Source organism: Bordetella sp. MIP270_01_BMS (assembly GCF_054958705.1).
This window is the reverse complement of sequence record NZ_CM143297.1, coordinates 2739985-2757339: the sequence shown is the minus strand read 5'-3', so window position 1 is coordinate 2757339 and position 17355 is coordinate 2739985. Positions and strand designations below refer to the sequence as shown.

12 protein-coding genes are annotated in these 17355 nt (G+C 63.9%); 5 read left to right on the top strand and 7 right to left on the bottom strand.

Annotated elements, in window-relative coordinates; genetic code table 11:
- Positions 1-8 precede the first annotated feature (8 nt).
- From ACV17W_RS12860 to ACV17W_RS12850, 3 genes are all read right to left on the bottom strand, one after another.
- The gene (locus ACV17W_RS12860; RefSeq protein ID WP_462592717.1) at positions 9-1475 is read right to left on the bottom strand and encodes a glutamate synthase subunit beta; all 1467 of its coding nucleotides are present in this window, start codon (positions 1473-1475) and stop codon (positions 9-11) included.
- A 9-nt stretch (positions 1476-1484) separates the two neighbouring features.
- Positions 1485-6221 carry a glutamate synthase-related protein gene (locus ACV17W_RS12855; RefSeq protein ID WP_462592716.1) on the bottom strand — a complete coding sequence of 1579 codons (4737 nt, stop codon included), beginning with the start codon at positions 6219-6221 and terminating at the stop codon, positions 1485-1487.
- Positions 6222-6668: 447 nt separating this feature from the next.
- A complete protein-coding gene (locus ACV17W_RS12850; protein WP_462592715.1) occupies positions 6669-7412 on the bottom strand; it encodes a transposase in 744 nt (247 codons plus the stop codon).
- 193 nt (positions 7413-7605) lie between these two features.
- Here ACV17W_RS12850 and ACV17W_RS12845 point away from each other — a divergent pair, with 193 nt between their 5' ends.
- From ACV17W_RS12845 to ACV17W_RS12835, 3 genes are read left to right on the top strand one after another with little or no spacing between them, the layout of a single operon-like run.
- Positions 7606-8712 carry an S-(hydroxymethyl)glutathione dehydrogenase/class III alcohol dehydrogenase gene (locus ACV17W_RS12845; RefSeq protein WP_462592714.1) on the top strand — a complete coding sequence of 369 codons (1107 nt, stop codon included), beginning with the start codon at positions 7606-7608 and terminating at the stop codon, positions 8710-8712.
- Between the two features lie 27 nt (positions 8713-8739).
- Positions 8740-9591, top strand: coding sequence for an S-formylglutathione hydrolase (fghA, locus tag ACV17W_RS12840; RefSeq protein ID WP_462592713.1), 852 nt, complete (start codon positions 8740-8742; stop codon positions 9589-9591).
- Between the two features lie 48 nt (positions 9592-9639).
- Positions 9640-10332, top strand: a complete 693-nt coding sequence (locus ACV17W_RS12835) for a hypothetical protein (RefSeq protein WP_462592712.1) — start codon at positions 9640-9642, stop codon at positions 10330-10332.
- A gap of 10 nt (positions 10333-10342) precedes the next feature.
- Here ACV17W_RS12835 and ACV17W_RS12830 read toward each other — a convergent pair whose 3' ends face one another.
- The gene (locus ACV17W_RS12830) at positions 10343-10609 is read right to left on the bottom strand and encodes a DUF1488 family protein (protein WP_462592711.1); all 267 of its coding nucleotides are present in this window, start codon (positions 10607-10609) and stop codon (positions 10343-10345) included.
- Between the two features lie 356 nt (positions 10610-10965).
- On the opposite strand from ACV17W_RS12830, the gene rpoH reads away from it, so the two are divergent.
- Positions 10966-11853, top strand: a complete 888-nt coding sequence (gene rpoH / locus ACV17W_RS12825) for an RNA polymerase sigma factor RpoH (RefSeq protein ID WP_462592710.1) — start codon at positions 10966-10968, stop codon at positions 11851-11853.
- Positions 11854-12120: 267 nt separating this feature from the next.
- Here the strand turns inward: rpoH and ACV17W_RS12820 are convergent, their stop codons facing one another.
- Positions 12121-12939: a phosphodiesterase gene (locus ACV17W_RS12820; protein ID WP_462592709.1), complete on the bottom strand. Its 819-nt coding sequence runs from the start codon at positions 12937-12939 to the stop codon at positions 12121-12123.
- Positions 12940-13094: 155 nt separating this feature from the next.
- Here ACV17W_RS12820 and ACV17W_RS12815 point away from each other — a divergent pair, with 155 nt between their 5' ends.
- Entirely contained in the window at positions 13095-15653 is a 2559-nt protein-coding gene (locus tag ACV17W_RS12815) for a cation:proton antiporter (protein ID WP_462592708.1), read from the top strand.
- 27 nt (positions 15654-15680) lie between these two features.
- On the opposite strand, the gene ACV17W_RS12810 is transcribed toward ACV17W_RS12815, so the two are convergent.
- Together ACV17W_RS12810 and ACV17W_RS12805 are read right to left on the bottom strand one after the other, a co-directional pair.
- Positions 15681-16937, bottom strand: coding sequence for an FKBP-type peptidyl-prolyl cis-trans isomerase N-terminal domain-containing protein (locus tag ACV17W_RS12810; protein ID WP_462592707.1), 1257 nt, complete (start codon positions 16935-16937; stop codon positions 15681-15683).
- Positions 16934-17305 (bottom strand): hypothetical protein, encoded by a 372-nt coding sequence (locus ACV17W_RS12805; protein WP_462592706.1) that lies wholly within the window; start codon positions 17303-17305, stop codon positions 16934-16936. The genes ACV17W_RS12810 and ACV17W_RS12805 overlap by 4 nt, the downstream gene beginning before the upstream one ends.
- Positions 17306-17355: the final 50 nt, after the last annotated feature.

Sequence of the window (17355 nt, the reverse complement as noted above, 5' to 3'; positions counted from 1 at the left end):
GCGGAGCCTCAGCGAGGCAGTTCGCTGGCGCCCATGAGGAACTCGTCGACGGCGCGTGCACATTGCCGCCCTTCACGGATCGCCCACACCACCAGCGACTGGCCGCGCCGCATATCGCCGGCGGCAAACACCTTCTCGATACTGGTACGGTAATCGTCGGTATTGGCGCGGACATTGCCGCGCGCATCGCGGTCAACGCCGAACGCGTCCAGCACATTCTGCACCGGCGATACAAAGCCCATGGCCAGCAGCACGAGGTCGGCCTTGATCTCGAATTCCGACCCTTCGACTTCGCGCATTTTCATCTGGCCGGTGGCTTCGTCCTTGAACCATTCAACCCGCGCGCCCACCAGCTTCTCGACCTTGCCGTTGCTGCCCTTCAGCAGCTTGGTGGTGACGGCCCAGTCGCGCTCGCACCCTTCTTCATGCGACGAGGAGGTGCGCATCTTCAAGGGCCAGTACGGCCACACGAGGGGTTTGTCTTCGGATTCAGGCGGCTGCGGCATCAGCTCGAACTGCGTCACCGACGCGGCCCCCTGACGGTTGCTGGTGCCCACGCAGTCGGACCCGGTGTCGCCGCCACCGATCACGACCACGTGCTTGCCCTTGGCCAGGGTCTGGCCGGTCAGTCGGTCGCCTGCCACGGCCTTGTTCTGCTGGCGCAGGAAGTCCATGGCGAAATACACGCCTTCGAGCTCGCGGCCGGGTACCGGCAGGTCGCGCGGGGTCTCCGCTCCGCCGCTCATGACCACCGCATCGAACTCGGCCATCAGCGCTTCGGGAGTGCGTACGGTCAGGCCGTCGGCGACCGGATCGGCGGGGTCGCCGATGTATGTAGACGGCGAGAACTCGACGCCTTCGGCTTCCATCTGGGCGATGCGGCGGTCGATCTGGAATTTTTCGAGCTTGAAGTCGGGAATGCCATAGCGCAGCAGGCCGCCGATGCGATCACTCTTGTCGAACACTGTGACGGAATGGCCGGCGCGTGCCAGTTGTTGCGCGCATGCCAGGCCGGCCGGGCCGGACCCGACCACGGCGACCTTCTTGCCGGACTTGCGGGCGGGCACCTGCGGCGCCACCCAGCCTTCCGCCCATCCCTTGTCGATGATGGCGTGCTCGATGGACTTGATGCCCACCGCGTCGCTGTTGATGTTCAGGGTACAGGCGGCTTCGCAGGGCGCCGGACAGATGCGGCCGGTGAATTCCGGGAAGTTGTTGGTGGAGTGCAGCACGTCGAGGGCACGCCGCCATTCCTGGCGGTACACCAGGTCGTTCCAGTCGGGGATGATGTTGTTGACCGGGCAGCCGTTGTTGCAGAACGGTATGCCGCAATCCATGCAGCGCGCGGCCTGTTGCTTGGACTGCTCGTCCGTCAGGTGCAGCACGAATTCGCGCCAGTTCTTCAAGCGTTTTTGCGGCGCTTCAGCGGCTTCCTGCAGCCGCTGGAATTCCATAAAGCCAGTGATTTTTCCCATGGTTGATCCTTAGGCAGCCAGTTGTTCCGGATTGGCTGCACGCCACATTTCGCCCAATGCCCGGCGGTAGTCCGTCGGCATGACCTTGATGAATTTGCCGCGCGACGCTTCCCAGTCGCCCAGGATTTCTCGGGCGCGGAAACTGCCGGTGTAGCGGAAGTGGTCTTCGATGAGCCGGCGCAAAATGGATTCATCGGTATCGCGTTCGCTGCCTCGCTGCACGCTGTGCCAGTGTTCGCGGTTGTTCTGCGACAGTTGTTCGGCGTGCGGGGCGATTGTCTCGAGTTCGACCATGGCCATGTTGCAACGTTGCTTGAAGCTGCGGTCGGGGTCCCATACGTAGGCCACGCCGCCCGACATGCCCGCCGCGAAATTGCGGCCGGTAGAGCCCAGCACGACGACCGTGCCGCCAGTCATGTATTCGCAACCGTGGTCACCGGTGCCTTCGACGACCGCAGCGGCGCCCGAATTACGCACGGCGAATCGTTCGCCGGCCACGCCGTTGAAGAACGCCTCGCCGGCCAGCGCACCGTACAGCACGGTGTTGCCGACAATGATGTGGTCGGGGCCGAAGCCGCGGAAGTCGTTGGGCGAACGCACGATGATGCGGCCACCCGACAGACCCTTGCCGACGTAGTCGTTGCCTTCCCCGACCAGGTCGAGCGTGATGCCGTGCGCCAGGAAGGCGCCGAAGCTTTGCCCGGCCGTACCGTTGCACTGAATGTGGATCGTGTCGTCGGGCAGGCCTTCATGGCCGTAGCGCGCGGCCAGCGCGCCCGACAGCATGGCGCCCACGGTACGGTTGCGGTTGCGGACCGGCGTGATGAACGACACTTTTTCGCCACGCTCAAGCGCGGGCTTGCTGCGCTCGATGAGCAGGTGATCCAGCGCCGCGGCCAGGCCGTGGTCCTGCGCTTCGGTCTGGCGCTTTTCGGTGTCGAGCTGCGGCTGGTAGAACACGCGGGAAAAGTCCAGGCCGTGCGCTTTCCAGTGATCGATGCCGCTGCGCATGTCGAGCAGATCGGCGCGGCCGATCAGGTCGTCGAATTTGCGTATGCCGAGCTGCGCCATGATTTCACGCACTTCTTCGGCAATGAAGAAGAAGAAGTTGACGACGTGCTCGGGTTTGCCCTGGAACTTGCGGCGCAATACCGGGTCTTGGGTGGCCACGCCCACCGGGCAGGTGTTGAGGTGGCACTTGCGCATCATGATGCAACCTTCTACGACCAGCGGCGCGGTGGCAAAGCCGAATTCGTCGGCACCCAGCAGTGCGCCGATGACCACGTCGCGGCCGGTCTTCATCTGGCCGTCGGCCTGTACGCGGATACGGCTGCGCAGGCGATTCAGCACCAGGGTCTGCTGGGTTTCGGCCAGGCCGAGTTCCCAGGGGGTGCCCACATGCTTGATCGAAGACACGGGCGAAGCGCCCGTGCCGCCGTCGTGGCCGGCAATCACGACGTGGTCGGCCTTGGCCTTGGCCACGCCGGCCGCGACGGTGCCCACGCCGACTTCCGACACCAGCTTCACCGAGATCGACGCCTTGCTGTTGACGTTCTTCAGGTCGTGGATGAGCTGCGCCAGGTCTTCAATGGAATAGATGTCGTGGTGCGGCGGGGGGGAAATCAGCCCTACGCCCGGCACGGAATAACGGAGTTTGGCAATGTATTCCGACACCTTGTGGCCCGGCAGCTGGCCGCCTTCGCCCGGCTTGGCGCCCTGCGCCATCTTGATCTGGATCTGATCGGCGCTGGCCAGGTATTCGGCCGTGACGCCAAAGCGCCCCGACGCGACTTGCTTGATGCGCGAGCGCAGCGAATCGCCGGCCTTCAAGGGCACGTCGGATTCAATCCGGTCGCTACCCAGCAACGATGCCAGCGTATCGCCATCTTTGATGGTGCTTTTGCCTTCGCGCATTTCGGCGCGGTAACGAAGCTCGTCTTCGCCGCCTTCGCCAGTGTTCGACTTGCCGCCGATGCGATTCATGGCGACCGCCAGCACCGTATGGGCCTCGGTGGAGATCGAGCCCAGCGACATCGCGCCCGTGGCGAAGCGCTTGACGATTTCTTTGGCCGGTTCGACTTCATCCAGCGGAATGGCGCGAGCCGGGTCGAAACGGAACTGGAACATGCCGCGCAAGGTCATGTGGCGGCGGCTCTGATCGTTGATGATCTGAGCGTATTCCTTGTACGTACGATAGTTGTTGGCGCGCGAGGCGTGCTGCAGCTTGGCAATGGAATCGGGAGTCCACATATGCTCTTCGCCGCGGACCCGGAACGCATACTCGCCGCCGGCGTCCAGGTCATTGGCCAGTATCGGATCGGTGCTGAACGCGGCGCGGTGCAGGCGCAGCGCTTCTTCGGCCACCTGGAAAATGCCGATCCCTTCGATGTTCGACGCGGTGCCCGTGAAGTATTTGTCGACCAGTGCGCGCTGCAGGCCCACGGCTTCGAAGATCTGCGCGCCGGTATACGACATGTAGGTCGAGATGCCCATCTTGGACATGACCTTGTTCAGGCCCTTGCCGATGGCCTTGATGAAGTTCTTGATGGCCTTGTCGGGGTCGGCCATGCGCGCCAGCGATTCCAGCGCCAGGTACGGGTGGATGGCTTCGGCGCCGTAGCCGCCCAGCAGCGCAAAATGATGCACCTCGCGCGCGGAGCCGGTTTCAACCACCAGGCCCGTGGCGGTGCGCAGGCCGGCGCGTATCAGGTGCTGGTGCACGGCCGACGTGGCCAGCAGCGCGGGAATGGCGACGCGCTCGGCATCGACCAGGCGGTCGGATACGATCAGGATGTTGTAGCCGCTTTGCACTGCGTCTACGGCGCGGGCGCACAGCGCGGCCACGCGCGCCTCGATGCCTTCCGAGCCCCATGCGGCCGGGTAGGTGATGTCGAGCTCATAGCTGCGGAATTTCTTGCCGGTCACCTGTTCGATATCGCGGATCTGCGCCATGGCGGCGAAATCGAGCACGGGCTGAGCCACTTCGAGCCGCAGCGGCGGATTGACGTTGTTGATGTCCAGCAGGTTCGGCTTGGGGCCGATGAAAGACACCAGCGACATCACCATCTGCTCGCGGATGGGATCGATGGGCGGATTGGTGACCTGGGCGAAAAGCTGTCGGAAGTAGTTGTAGAACGGCTTGGCGCGGTTCGACAGGACGGCCAGCGGCGCGTCGTTGCCCATCGATCCCACCACTTCTTCGCCGGTGGTGGCCATCGGTTCCAGAATGAACTTGTAGTCTTCCTGTGTCCAGCCGAATGCCTGCTGGCGATCGAGCAGCGAGACCGCCGATTGGGTGGGCGGCGTGGACTGGCGCGGCGCGGGCAGCGATTCGAGCTTGATCTGCAGGCGCTCGATCCATTGGCGATACGGGCGGCTGTTGGCCAGCTGCAGCTTGATCTCGGCGTCGTCGATGATGCGGCCCTGTTCCAGGTCGATGAGGAACATCTTGCCCGGCTGCAGGCGCCATTTCTTGACGATGCGGTTTTCAGGAATCGACAGCGTGCCGGCCTCGGACGCCATGATCACCATGTCGTCGTCGGTGATCAGGTAGCGTGCCGGGCGCAAGCCATTGCGGTCGAGGGTGGCGCCGATCTGGCGGCCGTCGGTGAACGCGACGGCAGCCGGGCCGTCCCAGGGCTCCATCATGGCCGCGTGATATTCATAGAACGCACGGCGGCTTTCGTCCATCTGCGTATGCTGTTCCCAGGCTTCGGGAATCATCATCATCATGGCGTGCGCCAGCGAATAGCCGGAATTGACGAGCAGTTCGAGGCAGTTGTCGAAGGTGGCGGTATCCGACTGGCCTTCGTACACGATGGGGTAGAGCTTCTTCAGGTCGTCGCCCAGCACGGCCGACTGCATCATGCCTTCGCGGGCGCGCAGCCAGTTGAAGTTGCCCTTCACCGTATTGATCTCGCCGTTGTGCGCGATCATGCGATACGGGTGGGCGAGAGGCCAGGCCGGGAAGGTGTTGGTCGAAAAACGCTGGTGAACCAGCGCCAGCGCCGACACGGTGCGCGGGTCGGCCAGGTCGCGGTAGTAGCGGCCCACCTGGTCGGCCAGCAGCAGGCCCTTGTACACCACGGTACGTACCGAGGCCGAGGGAACGAAATATTCTTTGCCGTGCGCCAGCCGCATGGCCTGGATGGCGTGGCTGGCGGTCTTGCGTATCACGTAAAGCTTGCGCTCGAGCGCGTCGGGCACCATCACATCCGCGCCGCGTCCGATGAACAGCTGGCGTATCACGGGTTCCACAGAGCGCACCGTGGGCGACATGGGCATTTCCACGTCTACGGGCACATCGCGCCAGCCCAGCACGATCTGGCCTTCGGCCCTAACCGCGCGTTCCAGCTCTTGTTCGCATGCCAGGCGCGAGGCAGTTTCCTTGGGCAGGAAGACCATCGCCACGCCATACTCGCCCGGAGCCGGCAGCGCCACGCCCTGCTGGTTCATCTCGTCACGGTACAGGGCGTCCGGGATCTGGATGAGGATGCCCGCGCCGTCGCCCATGAGCTTGTCGGCCCCCACGGCGCCCCGGTGATCCAGGTTTTCCAGGATCTTCAGGCCCTGTTGGATGATGGCGTGGCTCTTGCGCCCTTTGATATGGGCCACGAACCCCACGCCGCAGGCGTCGTGTTCGTGCTTGGGGTCATACAGCCCCTGAGACGCCGGCAAGCCGATGCGGCGGGCATCAATGGGCGTTTCCGCCGGGCGACAGGAATGATCGGGATGATGTGTGGACATGGCGCGCTCCGCAGGGGTCTGCGTCGAAATGTTGCAGTGCAAGACCAAGACGATACTGCGGGCGGCGCCCGTGCGCAACGGTATTAAATGGGGAGCGACCCTAAATATACAAATTCACCGTTCTGGTGCAAGCAATTAGGGACGCATTAAAATCACCACCAAATCAGCGGCTTGCTTTTTGGGACGTCGCTGCCCGCACCGAGATTGCGGTCATGATGTCGCCGAACATGGTGTTGCGTCCCCAAAAAACCAGGCGATGCAGCTTTGCTTGGCGTGGTCGGCCCCTGTAGAGACCGTAAATGTCTAGGCTGGGCGACGAGGCATGGCAGGGGTGGCCTGCAACACCGTAGTGACACCGTGGCTGCCTTGATTTCGAACGCCATGCCCTTGCGGCCCCAGTCCGCGCCGCGGTGGATACGCTGCCATTCAGGGCTCAGCGCATCAGCGTCAGCGCCCGGTGTAGTCTGCCGCTGTATCGGCGGCTGGCGCCTGCGCAGGCTTCTTTCGGGGGCGGCCGCGTTGGCCCGGCGCCACACGGCGGCTGGCGGTATGGGCAAGGCTGGCGATAAAACCGGGCCCGCCCAGTGCCCACTGGCCGGACACTGCCTGGTCGATGCGTTCGCTCTGCTCACGCGAGAGCCCTTCCTGCAGGCGGCGGCGGTAGTTCGCCTGGCGGTCGAAAGGCGTATTACCGCAGGCCCAGTAGTCGGCGTGATCGGATTGCCAGGGGGTGGGCGGCGTGGCGGCAGCCGTATGGCCGGTATGGCTGCCGGCCGAGGACCAGGGCCAGGAATCCGGATCGTGCGCAATGCCGCTGCGCACGGGGTAAGTCTCCAGCCAGACCAGCGCCGGCAGCACCCACACACCCGGTTCGAGCAGGGCCGACCGATAGCGTCCTGCAAACACCCGCCCACCGCGCAGACGCGCAGCCAGGTTGCGTCCCAGCGTCTGCATCAGGCGCGGCAGGCCTTCTTCGTCTGCCGGGGTGGCCATCAAGAGTATGCGGTCGTTGGCCAGCACCCAGCCGTGCACCGCCACGCGATGCCGCTGCGCGGAATCGCCCAGCCAGGACGCAAGCTGGTTCAGTACGTCTTGCGGCGTCGGCTGCGACGGGGCGGCCAACGGCTGAACGAAGTTGGCCTGCACCAGCTGGGGCAGCCCGGGGGCGTACAAACGGGGCAGACGGGCCATAGGATTAGGGGGCGTGCGCGGCCGAAAGAACGTTAAGGGCGATCAACTATATATAAATAGTGCCATAGCCGTCGAGGGTCAAGCGTCGCTGGGGACACCATGGGCGCGCCACCATGGGCCGACGCGCTCCAGCAGGTTAACATCGGGCGTTAAATTGCCATAGCTGCAGCAAATTCCGTACTGAGGAGCCCCCATGAAAACCAAAGCCGCCGTCGCCTGGAAGGCCGGAGCCCCGCTCACCATTGAAGAAGTCGATCTTGACGGCCCGCGCGCCGGCGAGGTGTTGATCGAAGTAAAAGCGACCGGCATCTGCCACACCGATTACTACACGCTCTCGGGGGCCGATCCCGAAGGTATCTTTCCGGCCATTCTGGGGCACGAGGGCGCAGGGGTTGTCGTGGACGTCGGAGCCGGCGTTACGTCCCTCAAAAAGGGCGACCACGTCATTCCGCTTTACACGCCCGAATGCCGCCAGTGCAAATTCTGCCTGTCGCGCAAGACAAATCTCTGCCAGGCCATACGCGCCACCCAGGGCAAGGGCCTGATGCCCGACGCGACCTCGCGCTTCTCCATCGGCGGCGAGCCCTTGTTCCACTATATGGGTACGTCCACCTTCGCCAATCACATCGTGGTGCCCGAGATCGCGGTCGCCAAGGTGCGGGAAGATGCTCCGTTCGACAAGATCTGCTACATCGGCTGCGGCGTGACCACCGGTGTGGGCGCCGTGCTGTACACCGCCAAAGTCGAGGCCGGCGCGAACGTGGTGGTCTTCGGCCTTGGCGGCATCGGCCTGAACGTGATCCAGGCGGCCCGGATGGTGGGTGCCGACAAGATCATCGGCGTCGACCTGAATCCGCAGCGCGAAGCCATGGCGCGCCAATTCGGCATGACGCACTTCGTCAATCCCAAGGAAGTCGATAATGTGGTGGACCATATCGTCCAGTTGACGGACGGCGGGGCCGATTATTCGTTCGAGTGCATCGGCAATACCGAAGTGATGCGCCAGGCCCTCGAGTGCTGCCACAAGGGGTGGGGCCAGTCCATTATCATCGGTGTGGCCGAGGCCGGCGCCGAGATCAGCACGCGGCCCTTCCAGCTGGTGACCGGCCGGCAATGGAAAGGCTCGGCTTTCGGTGGCGCCCGTGGTCGTACCGATGTGCCCAAGATCGTCGACTGGTATATGGAAGGCAAGATCAACATCGACGACCTCATCACGCACACCCTGCCGCTTGAACGCATCAATGAAGGTTTCGACCTGATGAAGCGCGGGGAATCCATCCGGTCCGTGGTGGTTTATTAAGCGCCAGCGAGCAAGGAAGCAAACAGCATGGCAGACCTGGAACTGATTTCTCAGCATCGTTGTTTTGGTGGCTGGCAGCGCTACTACCGGCACGCCTCTGCGCAAATCGGCCTGCCGATGCGGTTTTCGGTGTTCATACCGGCGCAGGCCGAACAGGGTCCGGTCCCGACCCTGTTCTTCCTGGCCGGCCTGACCTGCACCGAAGAAACGTTCATGATCAAGGGCGGCGCGCAGCGGCTCGCGGCCGAATACGGACTGATGCTGGTGGCGCCGGATACCAGTCCGCGTGGCGCCGGCGTCGCCGGTGAAGACCAGGACTGGGACTTCGGCACCGGCGCGGGGTTTTATCTGGACGCAACGGCCGAGCCCTGGCGTACCCATTACCGCATGGAAAGCTACGTGGCCGACGAGCTGTATGGCATCGTCACCCGGCAGCTTCCGGGCGATCCGGAGCGTACGGGCATTTTTGGGCATTCCATGGGTGGGCATGGGGCGCTGGTTCTCGCGCTTCGTCATCCGGAGAAGTTCCGCTCGGTATCGGCCTTTGCCCCGATTGCCGCGCCGATGCGTTGCCCCTGGGGTCAGAAGGCGTTCGGCGGATACCTGGGCCCTGACACCAGCGCCTGGAAGGCCTACGACGCCAGCGAACTGATGGCGCGTGTGCAGCGTCCGCCGTTCCCGCACGGCATCCTGGTCGACCAGGGCCTGGCCGATACATTCCTGGCCGAGCAGCTATACCCGGAAGCCTTCGAGCAAGCCTGCGCGAGCGTCGGCCAACCCCTGACGCTGCGCCGCCACGCCGACTACGACCACGGCTACTACTTTATTTCCACCTTCATGCAAGACCACCTGCGCTTTCACGCCGACCAATATCGATAGGGCGTCGCGGCCGCCCCAGGCCGCCGCCCGACGCCCGAGGACTATCTGGTGATCAACGGCTACGCCCCTTTTGTCTGGATGGCCCTGGCGGCCTTGATAGTGCTTGTGCCGGGCCTGGCACTGCTGTTCGGACGGGGCGGGCCGCGTGATGCCAGCGGCCGGCGCGTATTCCGGCTCAGGCCGGTGCGGCGTCTCTTCGGCGTCATGCTGGTGGCCCTGGCCGGCGTATCGGCACTGCTGGCCCTGACGCTGGTGCAGTTCCTGCGGCTGACTACCGACACGCCGGTCGCAGAAGTGCAGATTCACGAACAGGCACCGGGCCGCTTCCTGCTGACGGCTCAGGCGCCCCCCGGCGGGGCAGCGCGGGTCTATCCCCTGGCGGGCGACCAATGGCAAATAGACGCCAAGGTCGTGCGCTGGCGCTTGCCGGCTCTTCTGGCGGGTGCGCCTCCGCTGTACGCTTTCGAACGCCTGTCCGGCCGTTATAGCGATATTGAGCGCGAACGCAGCGAGCCCCGCAGCGTGCATGCGCTGAAAGACTGGCCCGTGCCCGATCTGGCCACGCTGAAGCGGGTCTTCCCCAACTGGCTTCCGTTTGTGGACGTTGAATACGGCAGTGCTGCGTATATGCCCATGCTCGATGGCGCGCGATACCGCGTGTATATGGACACGCGCGGCGGCGTGGTGGTCCGGCCCGACGGGCAGGCCACCGAAGACGCGCTGCGCCGCGCGGGCTGGTAGGCGGGGGGCGTCAACTGCCGTCGAAATCCCCCGCGCCCAGCTTGATGGTGCCATCTGCGGGCACCCACTGCGCTTTCTTGGCAAGCGCGCGGATATCTTCTTCGGCGGCGTCAAAAGCACGCAGCAACTCGCTGCCGCTGCCGTCGGCCGCGCCGAAGTAACGGCGCAAGGCATCGCCGGAAATTTCAAAAGGGCGCACCACGCCGCCCGTCTCCAATTCGAACACCACATCATCGCCCTGCGCCCGGGCGTTGGTGGCTTTGGCAAATGCACTCATGCGACCTCCTCGTAAGACGGGGCGTACGCCCCCGGAATGGCCCTCCCGGCAAGTGACGTGCCAATGGGGGAGCACGGGGGCGGCCTATGCCGGGTTGAGATCCGGGTGCAGGCGGGCAAGGCTGACGTTGATTTGGGAAGCCGATGCCCCGGGGCTCCCTCACCCTGGCCTGCGGCTTGCTGCCAAGTTCTCAATGGACCCACCCAGGGTATTTGGGGGGCAATCAATTTGGGGACGGGTCGGCTTTTAGTCCGTCGTGGGAACTCCTGCCGCCTGCAATAGTCGAATTAGCACTCAAGACGCCAGAGTGCTAACATCAATCTGATAACGTCGTTCCCTACCTGGAGACCGCCAACATGAAACAACCCAGCAGCTCGTTGGCCCTGTCCGGCAACGCCCTGGCGTTGGCCATTGCCAATCCAGGCTCGCTTGGCACCATCGAAGCTTATATATCGGCCGTGAATCGCCTGCCGGTGCTGACGGCCGAACGCGAAACCGAACTCGGCCGCCGCCTGCGCGACCACGACGACCTGGGCGCCGCCCGCGAACTGGTGCTGTCGCACTTGCGGCTCGTGGTTTCTGTCGCCCGCCAATATCTGGGCTACGGCCTGCCCCATGCCGACCTCATCCAAGAGGGCAATGTGGGCCTCATGAAGGCCGTCAAGCGATTCGACCCCGAGCGCGGTGTGCGCCTGGTGTCATTCGCCGTGCACTGGATCAAGGCTGAAATTCACGAGTTCATCATCCGCAACTGGCGCATGGTGAAAGTGGCCACCACCAAGGCCCAGCGCAAGCTGTTCTTCAATCTTCGCAGCATGCGTCCCGATGGGCAGACGCTCGATCCTGCTCAAGTCGACCGCATCGCCGAAGAGTTGAACGTACGGCGCGAAGACGTCAGCGAGATGGAGGTCCGCCTTTCCGGCCGTGACCTGTCGCTCGAAAAACAGGACGACGACGAAGAGGGTTACGCGCCCATTTCATATCTGTCCGACGAAGGGCGCCAGGAACCGAGCCATGTGCTCGACCGCCGCGACCAGGACGAATTGCAGGGCGCCGGGCTGGCCCACGCTTTGCAAGCGCTTGATGCACGCTCACGTCGCATCATCGAAGCCCGCTGGTTGCAGGACGACGGCGGGGTAACGCTGCAAGAGCTGGCCGAAGAATTCGGCGTTTCCGCCGAGCGCATCCGTCAGGTCGAATCGGCGGCGCTGAAGAAAATGCGTGGTGCGCTGACACCGGCGTGAACTGTGCGCGGGCGCTGAAACATATTGATTCAAATTCGCGCCCGCCGAGTTCGATTGTCCGGAAACTTAATGCGCGCAGGGGCGCCTAAACCTATGTAGACCGCGTAACCGGCCTCCGGTTTGGCAGTCTTGTATCCGTTTCGGCTTCTCCTCTTTCCCCTCCCCTATGAAACGGATACTTGCGGGGCACCTTGCATATCGGTGCCCTGTTTTTTTGCCCGCGCCAAACGGCACGGCTCCTGGCCATGCCAGGTAAGGCGCCGGCGTTCAGGCAGCGCGCAGCTGCTGCCACGTTACGGCGTCGACGCGCCGCACGCCAGTGGCCAGCGAGCCATCTCGATACAGCTTCAGCCAACGATAGCCGGGCGCCGCGTCATCCACCACGTGTCGTCCGTCACGTATGGCGAACTGGAAGCAGGTCGACGGCGCGGCCAGCATGCGCAGATGATGGCGGCGGCGATCAAACGCCTGATGGACGTGCCCCCACAGCAGCACGCGCGTACGCGGCAGGCCGGACAACTGCTGAAACAGCTCTGCGGCGTTGTCGACCATCATGGTGTCGTGCCACTTGCTGTCCATCTGAACGGGGTTGTGATGCAGGGCCACCAGAATGTGGCGGTCGCCCGCCAGGGCCGCGGCGCGCTCGAGCAGATCGAACTGCGCGTCGTCGATATGGCCCGCGTCGGAACCCGCTATTGTCGAGTCCAGCAGAATGATCCGCCATGCGCCTATGTCTGTGACAGGCTGGGTCCACAGGCCCAGCGCATGGCGCAGGGTCTGGGGATGATCGTGGTTGCCGGGCAGGCAGCGTACCGGCCAATCGGTTTGTTCCAGCATTTCACGCAGGCGGCGGTATGCGCCCGGCGAGCCGTCCTGAGACAGGTCGCCGGTGGCCAGCAGCAGATCGGGGCGATGACCATTGGCGCGCACCAGATCCAGCACCGCGCGCAGGCTGGCGTCGGTGTTGACCTCGCACATGACACTGTCTGGTTCGGCCAGCAGGTGCGTATCGGTGATCTGCACCAATAGCGTCGGCGCGTCGGCGCGGCCGGCGCTGGAAGTCGAGGCCGGCAAAAGACTCTCCATGCGTTTACGGAACGTCAGTACATTACCCAAAAAGCGCGGGCATCGGGTATGAGGGAAAGGGCGAGGCGTAACGAAACGTGGAACATCCGCCGGCGCTGAGTGTAAAAAACGCTATTCTTCTTGTTCCGTACACACCCGCTTCACCGCCCCATCTCATGGATATCGGCTTGATCGTATTCGGCTTGTCCGGCCTGCTGACCCTGGTGTGCTTCATGCCGCCGCTGGCCGGTCGGTTGAAGCTGCCCTACTCGGTTCTGCTGGCCATCGTGGGTTGCGCGCTGGGCATCTTGCTGCACCTGCACGGCTGGGCGCCGCCGCTGCTGGCCGACCTGCTCGATACCATCGAACACTTCGAGATTTCGTCCGAGACCTTCCTGATGGTCTTTTTGCCGGTGCTGTTATTCGAGACCGCGCTGGCCATGAACGTGCGTCGCCTGATGGACGACATCGGCCCGATTCTGATGATGGCGATTGTGGCCGTGGTGGTGTGTACCGTCGTGGTCGGTTTCGCGGTCAGCGCGGTGTCTTCATACGGGCTGATCGCGTGCCTGCTGCTGGGCGCGATTGTCGCCACCACCGACCCCGTGGCGGTGGTGGGCATTTTTCGAGAAGTCGGCGCGCCCAAGCGCTTGACCACCTTGGTCGAAGGCGAAAGTCTGTTCAACGATGCCGCCTCGATCGCCCTGTATTCCGTATTGCTGGGGGTACTGGGCGGCACGGGCACCCTGACCGTGGGCGGCGTGTTCAACGACTTTGCCTTCCATTTCCTGGGAGGCGGAATCGCCGGATACGTGATGGGTCGAGGCGCCTGCTTCCTGTTCGCCTGGCTGCGCGGCTTTCCCACTGCCGAAATCACCCTCACGCTGACGCTGGCGTACTTGTCCTTTTTCATCTCCGAACACTATCTGGGCGTATCGGGCGTGGTGGCAACCGTGATTGCCGGCCTCGTAGTCGGATCGACGGGACGTACCCGCATGTCCCCCGTGACGTTCGAGCACCTGTCGAGTTCATGGGGACAATTCGGATTCTGGGCCAACTCGCTGATTTTCCTGTTTGCCGCGATGCTCATTCCCAAGCTGATGGCCGCGGCCGACCCGGAAGACCTGATGATGGTGGCGGTGGTCTTCGTGGTGACACTGGTGGCTCGGGCCATCGTGGTGTTCGGCTTACTGCCCTTGCTGGGGCTCACCCCCCTGGGCACGAAGGTCAGCAATTCCTATAAAACGGTAATGCTGTGGGGCGGCTTGCGCGGTGCAGTGTCGCTCGCGCTGGCACTGGCGGTCACCGAGCAGGACGCGGTGCCTGAGGCCGAGCGACAGTTCATCGCTGTGGTCACCACGGGCTACGTGCTGTCAACGCTGTTCATCAACGGCATCACCCTGCGGCCCCTGATACGCATGCTGGGCCTGAACCAGCTGTCGCCCGTCGAGCGCACGATACGCAATCAGGCGCTGGTAGTGGCCCTGGAAGACCTGCAAGGCAAAACCACCGAGCTGGCCAAGACCGATCACATCAGCCCCGAGGCCAGCGAGCGGATACGCGCGGTGTTCGACGCCAGCCTGACCAGCGTGCACGACGGGCAGATCAGCCAGATGACCGACGAGCAGCGCGTGGCTGTGGGCCTGACCATCATGGCTCAACGCGAGCAGGAGCTTTTTTTCGACATCCTCAAGGCGCAGATCGTCGACTGGCGTATGGCCGAATCGCTGCTGGCGCGGTCTGAACGCCTGGAAGACGCGGTACGCACGGGCGGCCTGGCGGGCTTCAACCAGGGTGTTGAGGTGGATGTGCGCTACTCGAAGGCCTTTCGCCTGGCGCTGCGAGTGCACTACATGTTCGGTTTCCAGGGCTGGCTGGCTCGCGAACTGGGCTTGCGCTTCAGCAACCTGATGACCAAGCGCTCGGTGGCCCAGCGCCTGATCGTCTTCGCGCGCGACCAGATCGGACCCTTGCTGGGGCAGGCCGCTGCGCAGCAGATCATTACCGCGCATCAGCGACGCCTCGACCTGATCGAACATGCATTGCAGGCCTTGAACCTGCAGTACCCGTCGTACGCGCTGTGGCTGCAAGAGAGCTATCTGGGCCGCACCGCGCGCGAACTCGAGCGTATCCGCTATCACGATATGCTGGACCAGTCGCTGATCAGCGGCGAGGTCTACGCCGACCTGATGGGGCAGCTGAAAAGCCGCTGGCGCCATATCGACCAGCATCCGCCGCTGGATATGGAACTCGGGGCTGCCGAACTGATCACCCGCGTACCCTTGTTCGAGGGCTTGAGCCCGGATTCGCTGCGGGCGATCAGCCGGCTGTTGCGCCCGCGGCTGGCCCTGCCGGATCAGCCCGTATTGACGCGCGGCCGGCATGGGCAGGAAATGTGTTTTGTGGCATCGGGGGCCGTCTCGGTGCAGTTGCCCGACGGCACGTCCGTCGAACTGGGCAGCGGCGAGTTCATAGGTGAACTCGCCCTGTTGAGCGACCAGCAGATCAATCCTGACGTGCACTCGTTGGGTTACAGCAAGCTGCTGATGTTGTCGTTGCGCGATTTTGAGGCCTTGCTGGCCCGCGACCCCGACCTGCGGGAGCGTATCCAGACCGTGGCCAAGCAGCGTCTGCGCGCCATCGAGGTGTGGAGGCATTATTCCAAAACCGGCACTACGCCCCCGCCTTCGGCGCCGGCTGGCCCGCAGGTAGGCACAGCGCCGGCAGACGCGTGAAGGGGGCAAGCGGGCCGCCCCGCGTCTTTATTTGACGTCCAGGATGCGGATGGTCATGATGGCAAGCGCGCCCGGAGGCACCACGCCGGGTATGCCCGCTTCGCCGTAGGCCTGCTCTGCAGGAATGTGCATCCTGGCCGAGCCGCCCACGCCCAACTTCTTGACGATGGTCTGGAACAGCGGTGGCAGCTCGTGCACCGGGCCGCTGGCCTGCTCGCCGCTGCTCAGCACTTCGCCAGTGGCCAGCTTCTCGTCAAGTTCGAACACGATCTCGCTCTGGCTCGTGACCACCGGCGCCTTGCCTTTATCGAGAATGACATACACCGCGCCTTCCGACGTCTTGATGGCGCCTTTTTCTTTTGCTGCCTTTTCCAGCAAGGCGAGGCTTTGCTTCTGGTTTTCGGACAGCATGGCTGCGTTGAGCTGCTTGTCGATCTGGGCAAGTTCGGCGGCGATCGTGTCCTGGGGGAGTTGCATGCGCTGGTGGACCTTGTCCTGGAACCCCTGGGCAAAGGCGCGCACGTCGAACGCCAGGCCGATGGACTTGAACTTCCGGGTTTCCTGGGGCGCGCTGTCGCCATACCAGGCTCCCACCGCGTAGCTGGACCGCACGTCCCGGGACGGGGCCTTGCCCACAACAAAGCCTGCCGTGGCGCCGCCGGATGGCGCGGGCGCCGTGCCCTGCGCCTGCATGTCGGCGAGCCGCTTTTTAAGGGCGGCGTTTTCGGCCTGAGTTCGGTCGAGCTCCGTCGACAGCGCAGCGGCTTTCTGCCGGTGCGTGCTTTCGCTGGCGGTCAGCGCGGCAAGCCGGCCTTGCACCTGTTCGAGTTCCGGCGGCGCTACGGAGTGGGCTGTGTTGCCATTGGCCGCCTTCAGGGCCGCCAGTTCACCTTCCAGCACAGCGTTGCGTGCCAGCGTGTCGTCGAGACGGTGGGCAAGTGCGGCCACCTGCTTCGCGTGGCCCTCGGGGTCGTTGGCCGTGGCGGCATGGTCCCGCGCCTGCTGTAATTGCGATTCGAGTTGCGCGTTGTGGCGGCGCACCTCGTCGAGTTCGAGCGCGAGATCGGCGGCGTCGGGGCTGGGCGACTGCGGCGCCGGATTGGCCGCATCGGGGCCCGGCACGACCTGCAGCCTCACCCTGGTCACGCTATCGCCCACGATTTCCTCGGAAATGAGCCGGTTCAACAGGTCGAGCGCGGCGGACTGATCGTGATCGGCAGCGACGGACGGCCGGCCCATGATGCATATCGCGCCGCAGAGCGCGGCGCCAACGAGCTTTTTCATAGCGTGCTCAAGACATCCACGCGGTTCATCATGTTGGAATAGACCGCGTTCTTGATCCGTACACAGACGAGCGAAAGCGCCTTGTTGATTTCGGTGATCATGACTTCGGAGGAACTGCCGTCGACGAGCGGCTGGTTCTCTTTATAGACACCGTATCCATCATTGATGGTCTGGAATTGCTGCCGGTACGTTTCATACGCGGCTGGGTCCAGTTTTTTCAGGGCCGCGAACTCCTGGTAGCACCGCTCTTCGCGCGGGTTCTTGTCGGGCTTGTGGGCAGACAGCGCCGTGGGACTGGTGCTGCAGCCGGCAAGCAGCATTGCAAAGACGATAGAGAGAATGGCCGTACCCGCGGAAGTTGCACGCATAGGTTCCTCGTACTGACTTAGTGCTTGAGTGGCGGCATTGTCGGTGGTTT

Bases quoted from the DNA above. Each gene is read 5' to 3' on its own strand.
- ACV17W_RS12855 (WP_462592716.1), bottom strand. From the start codon at position 6,221: ATGTCCACACATCATCCCGATCATTCCTGTCGCCCGGCGGAAACGCCC.
- ACV17W_RS12845 (WP_462592714.1), top strand. From the start codon at position 7,606: ATGAAAACCAAAGCCGCCGTCGCCTGGAAGGCCGGAGCCCCGCTCACC.
- ACV17W_RS12810 (WP_462592707.1), bottom strand. From the start codon at position 16,937: ATGAAAAAGCTCGTTGGCGCCGCGCTCTGCGGCGCGATATGCATCATG.
- ACV17W_RS12850 (WP_462592715.1), bottom strand. From the start codon at position 7,412: ATGGCCCGTCTGCCCCGTTTGTACGCCCCCGGGCTGCCCCAGCTGGTG.
- ACV17W_RS12815 (WP_462592708.1), top strand. From the start codon at position 13,095: ATGGATATCGGCTTGATCGTATTCGGCTTGTCCGGCCTGCTGACCCTG.
- rpoH (WP_462592710.1), top strand. From the start codon at position 10,966: ATGAAACAACCCAGCAGCTCGTTGGCCCTGTCCGGCAACGCCCTGGCG.
- ACV17W_RS12830 (WP_462592711.1), bottom strand. From the start codon at position 10,609: ATGAGTGCATTTGCCAAAGCCACCAACGCCCGGGCGCAGGGCGATGAT.
- fghA (WP_462592713.1), top strand. From the start codon at position 8,740: ATGGCAGACCTGGAACTGATTTCTCAGCATCGTTGTTTTGGTGGCTGG.
- ACV17W_RS12860 (WP_462592717.1), bottom strand. From the start codon at position 1,475: ATGGGAAAAATCACTGGCTTTATGGAATTCCAGCGGCTGCAGGAAGCC.
- ACV17W_RS12805 (WP_462592706.1), bottom strand. From the start codon at position 17,305: ATGCGTGCAACTTCCGCGGGTACGGCCATTCTCTCTATCGTCTTTGCA.
- ACV17W_RS12820 (WP_462592709.1), bottom strand. From the start codon at position 12,939: ATGGAGAGTCTTTTGCCGGCCTCGACTTCCAGCGCCGGCCGCGCCGAC.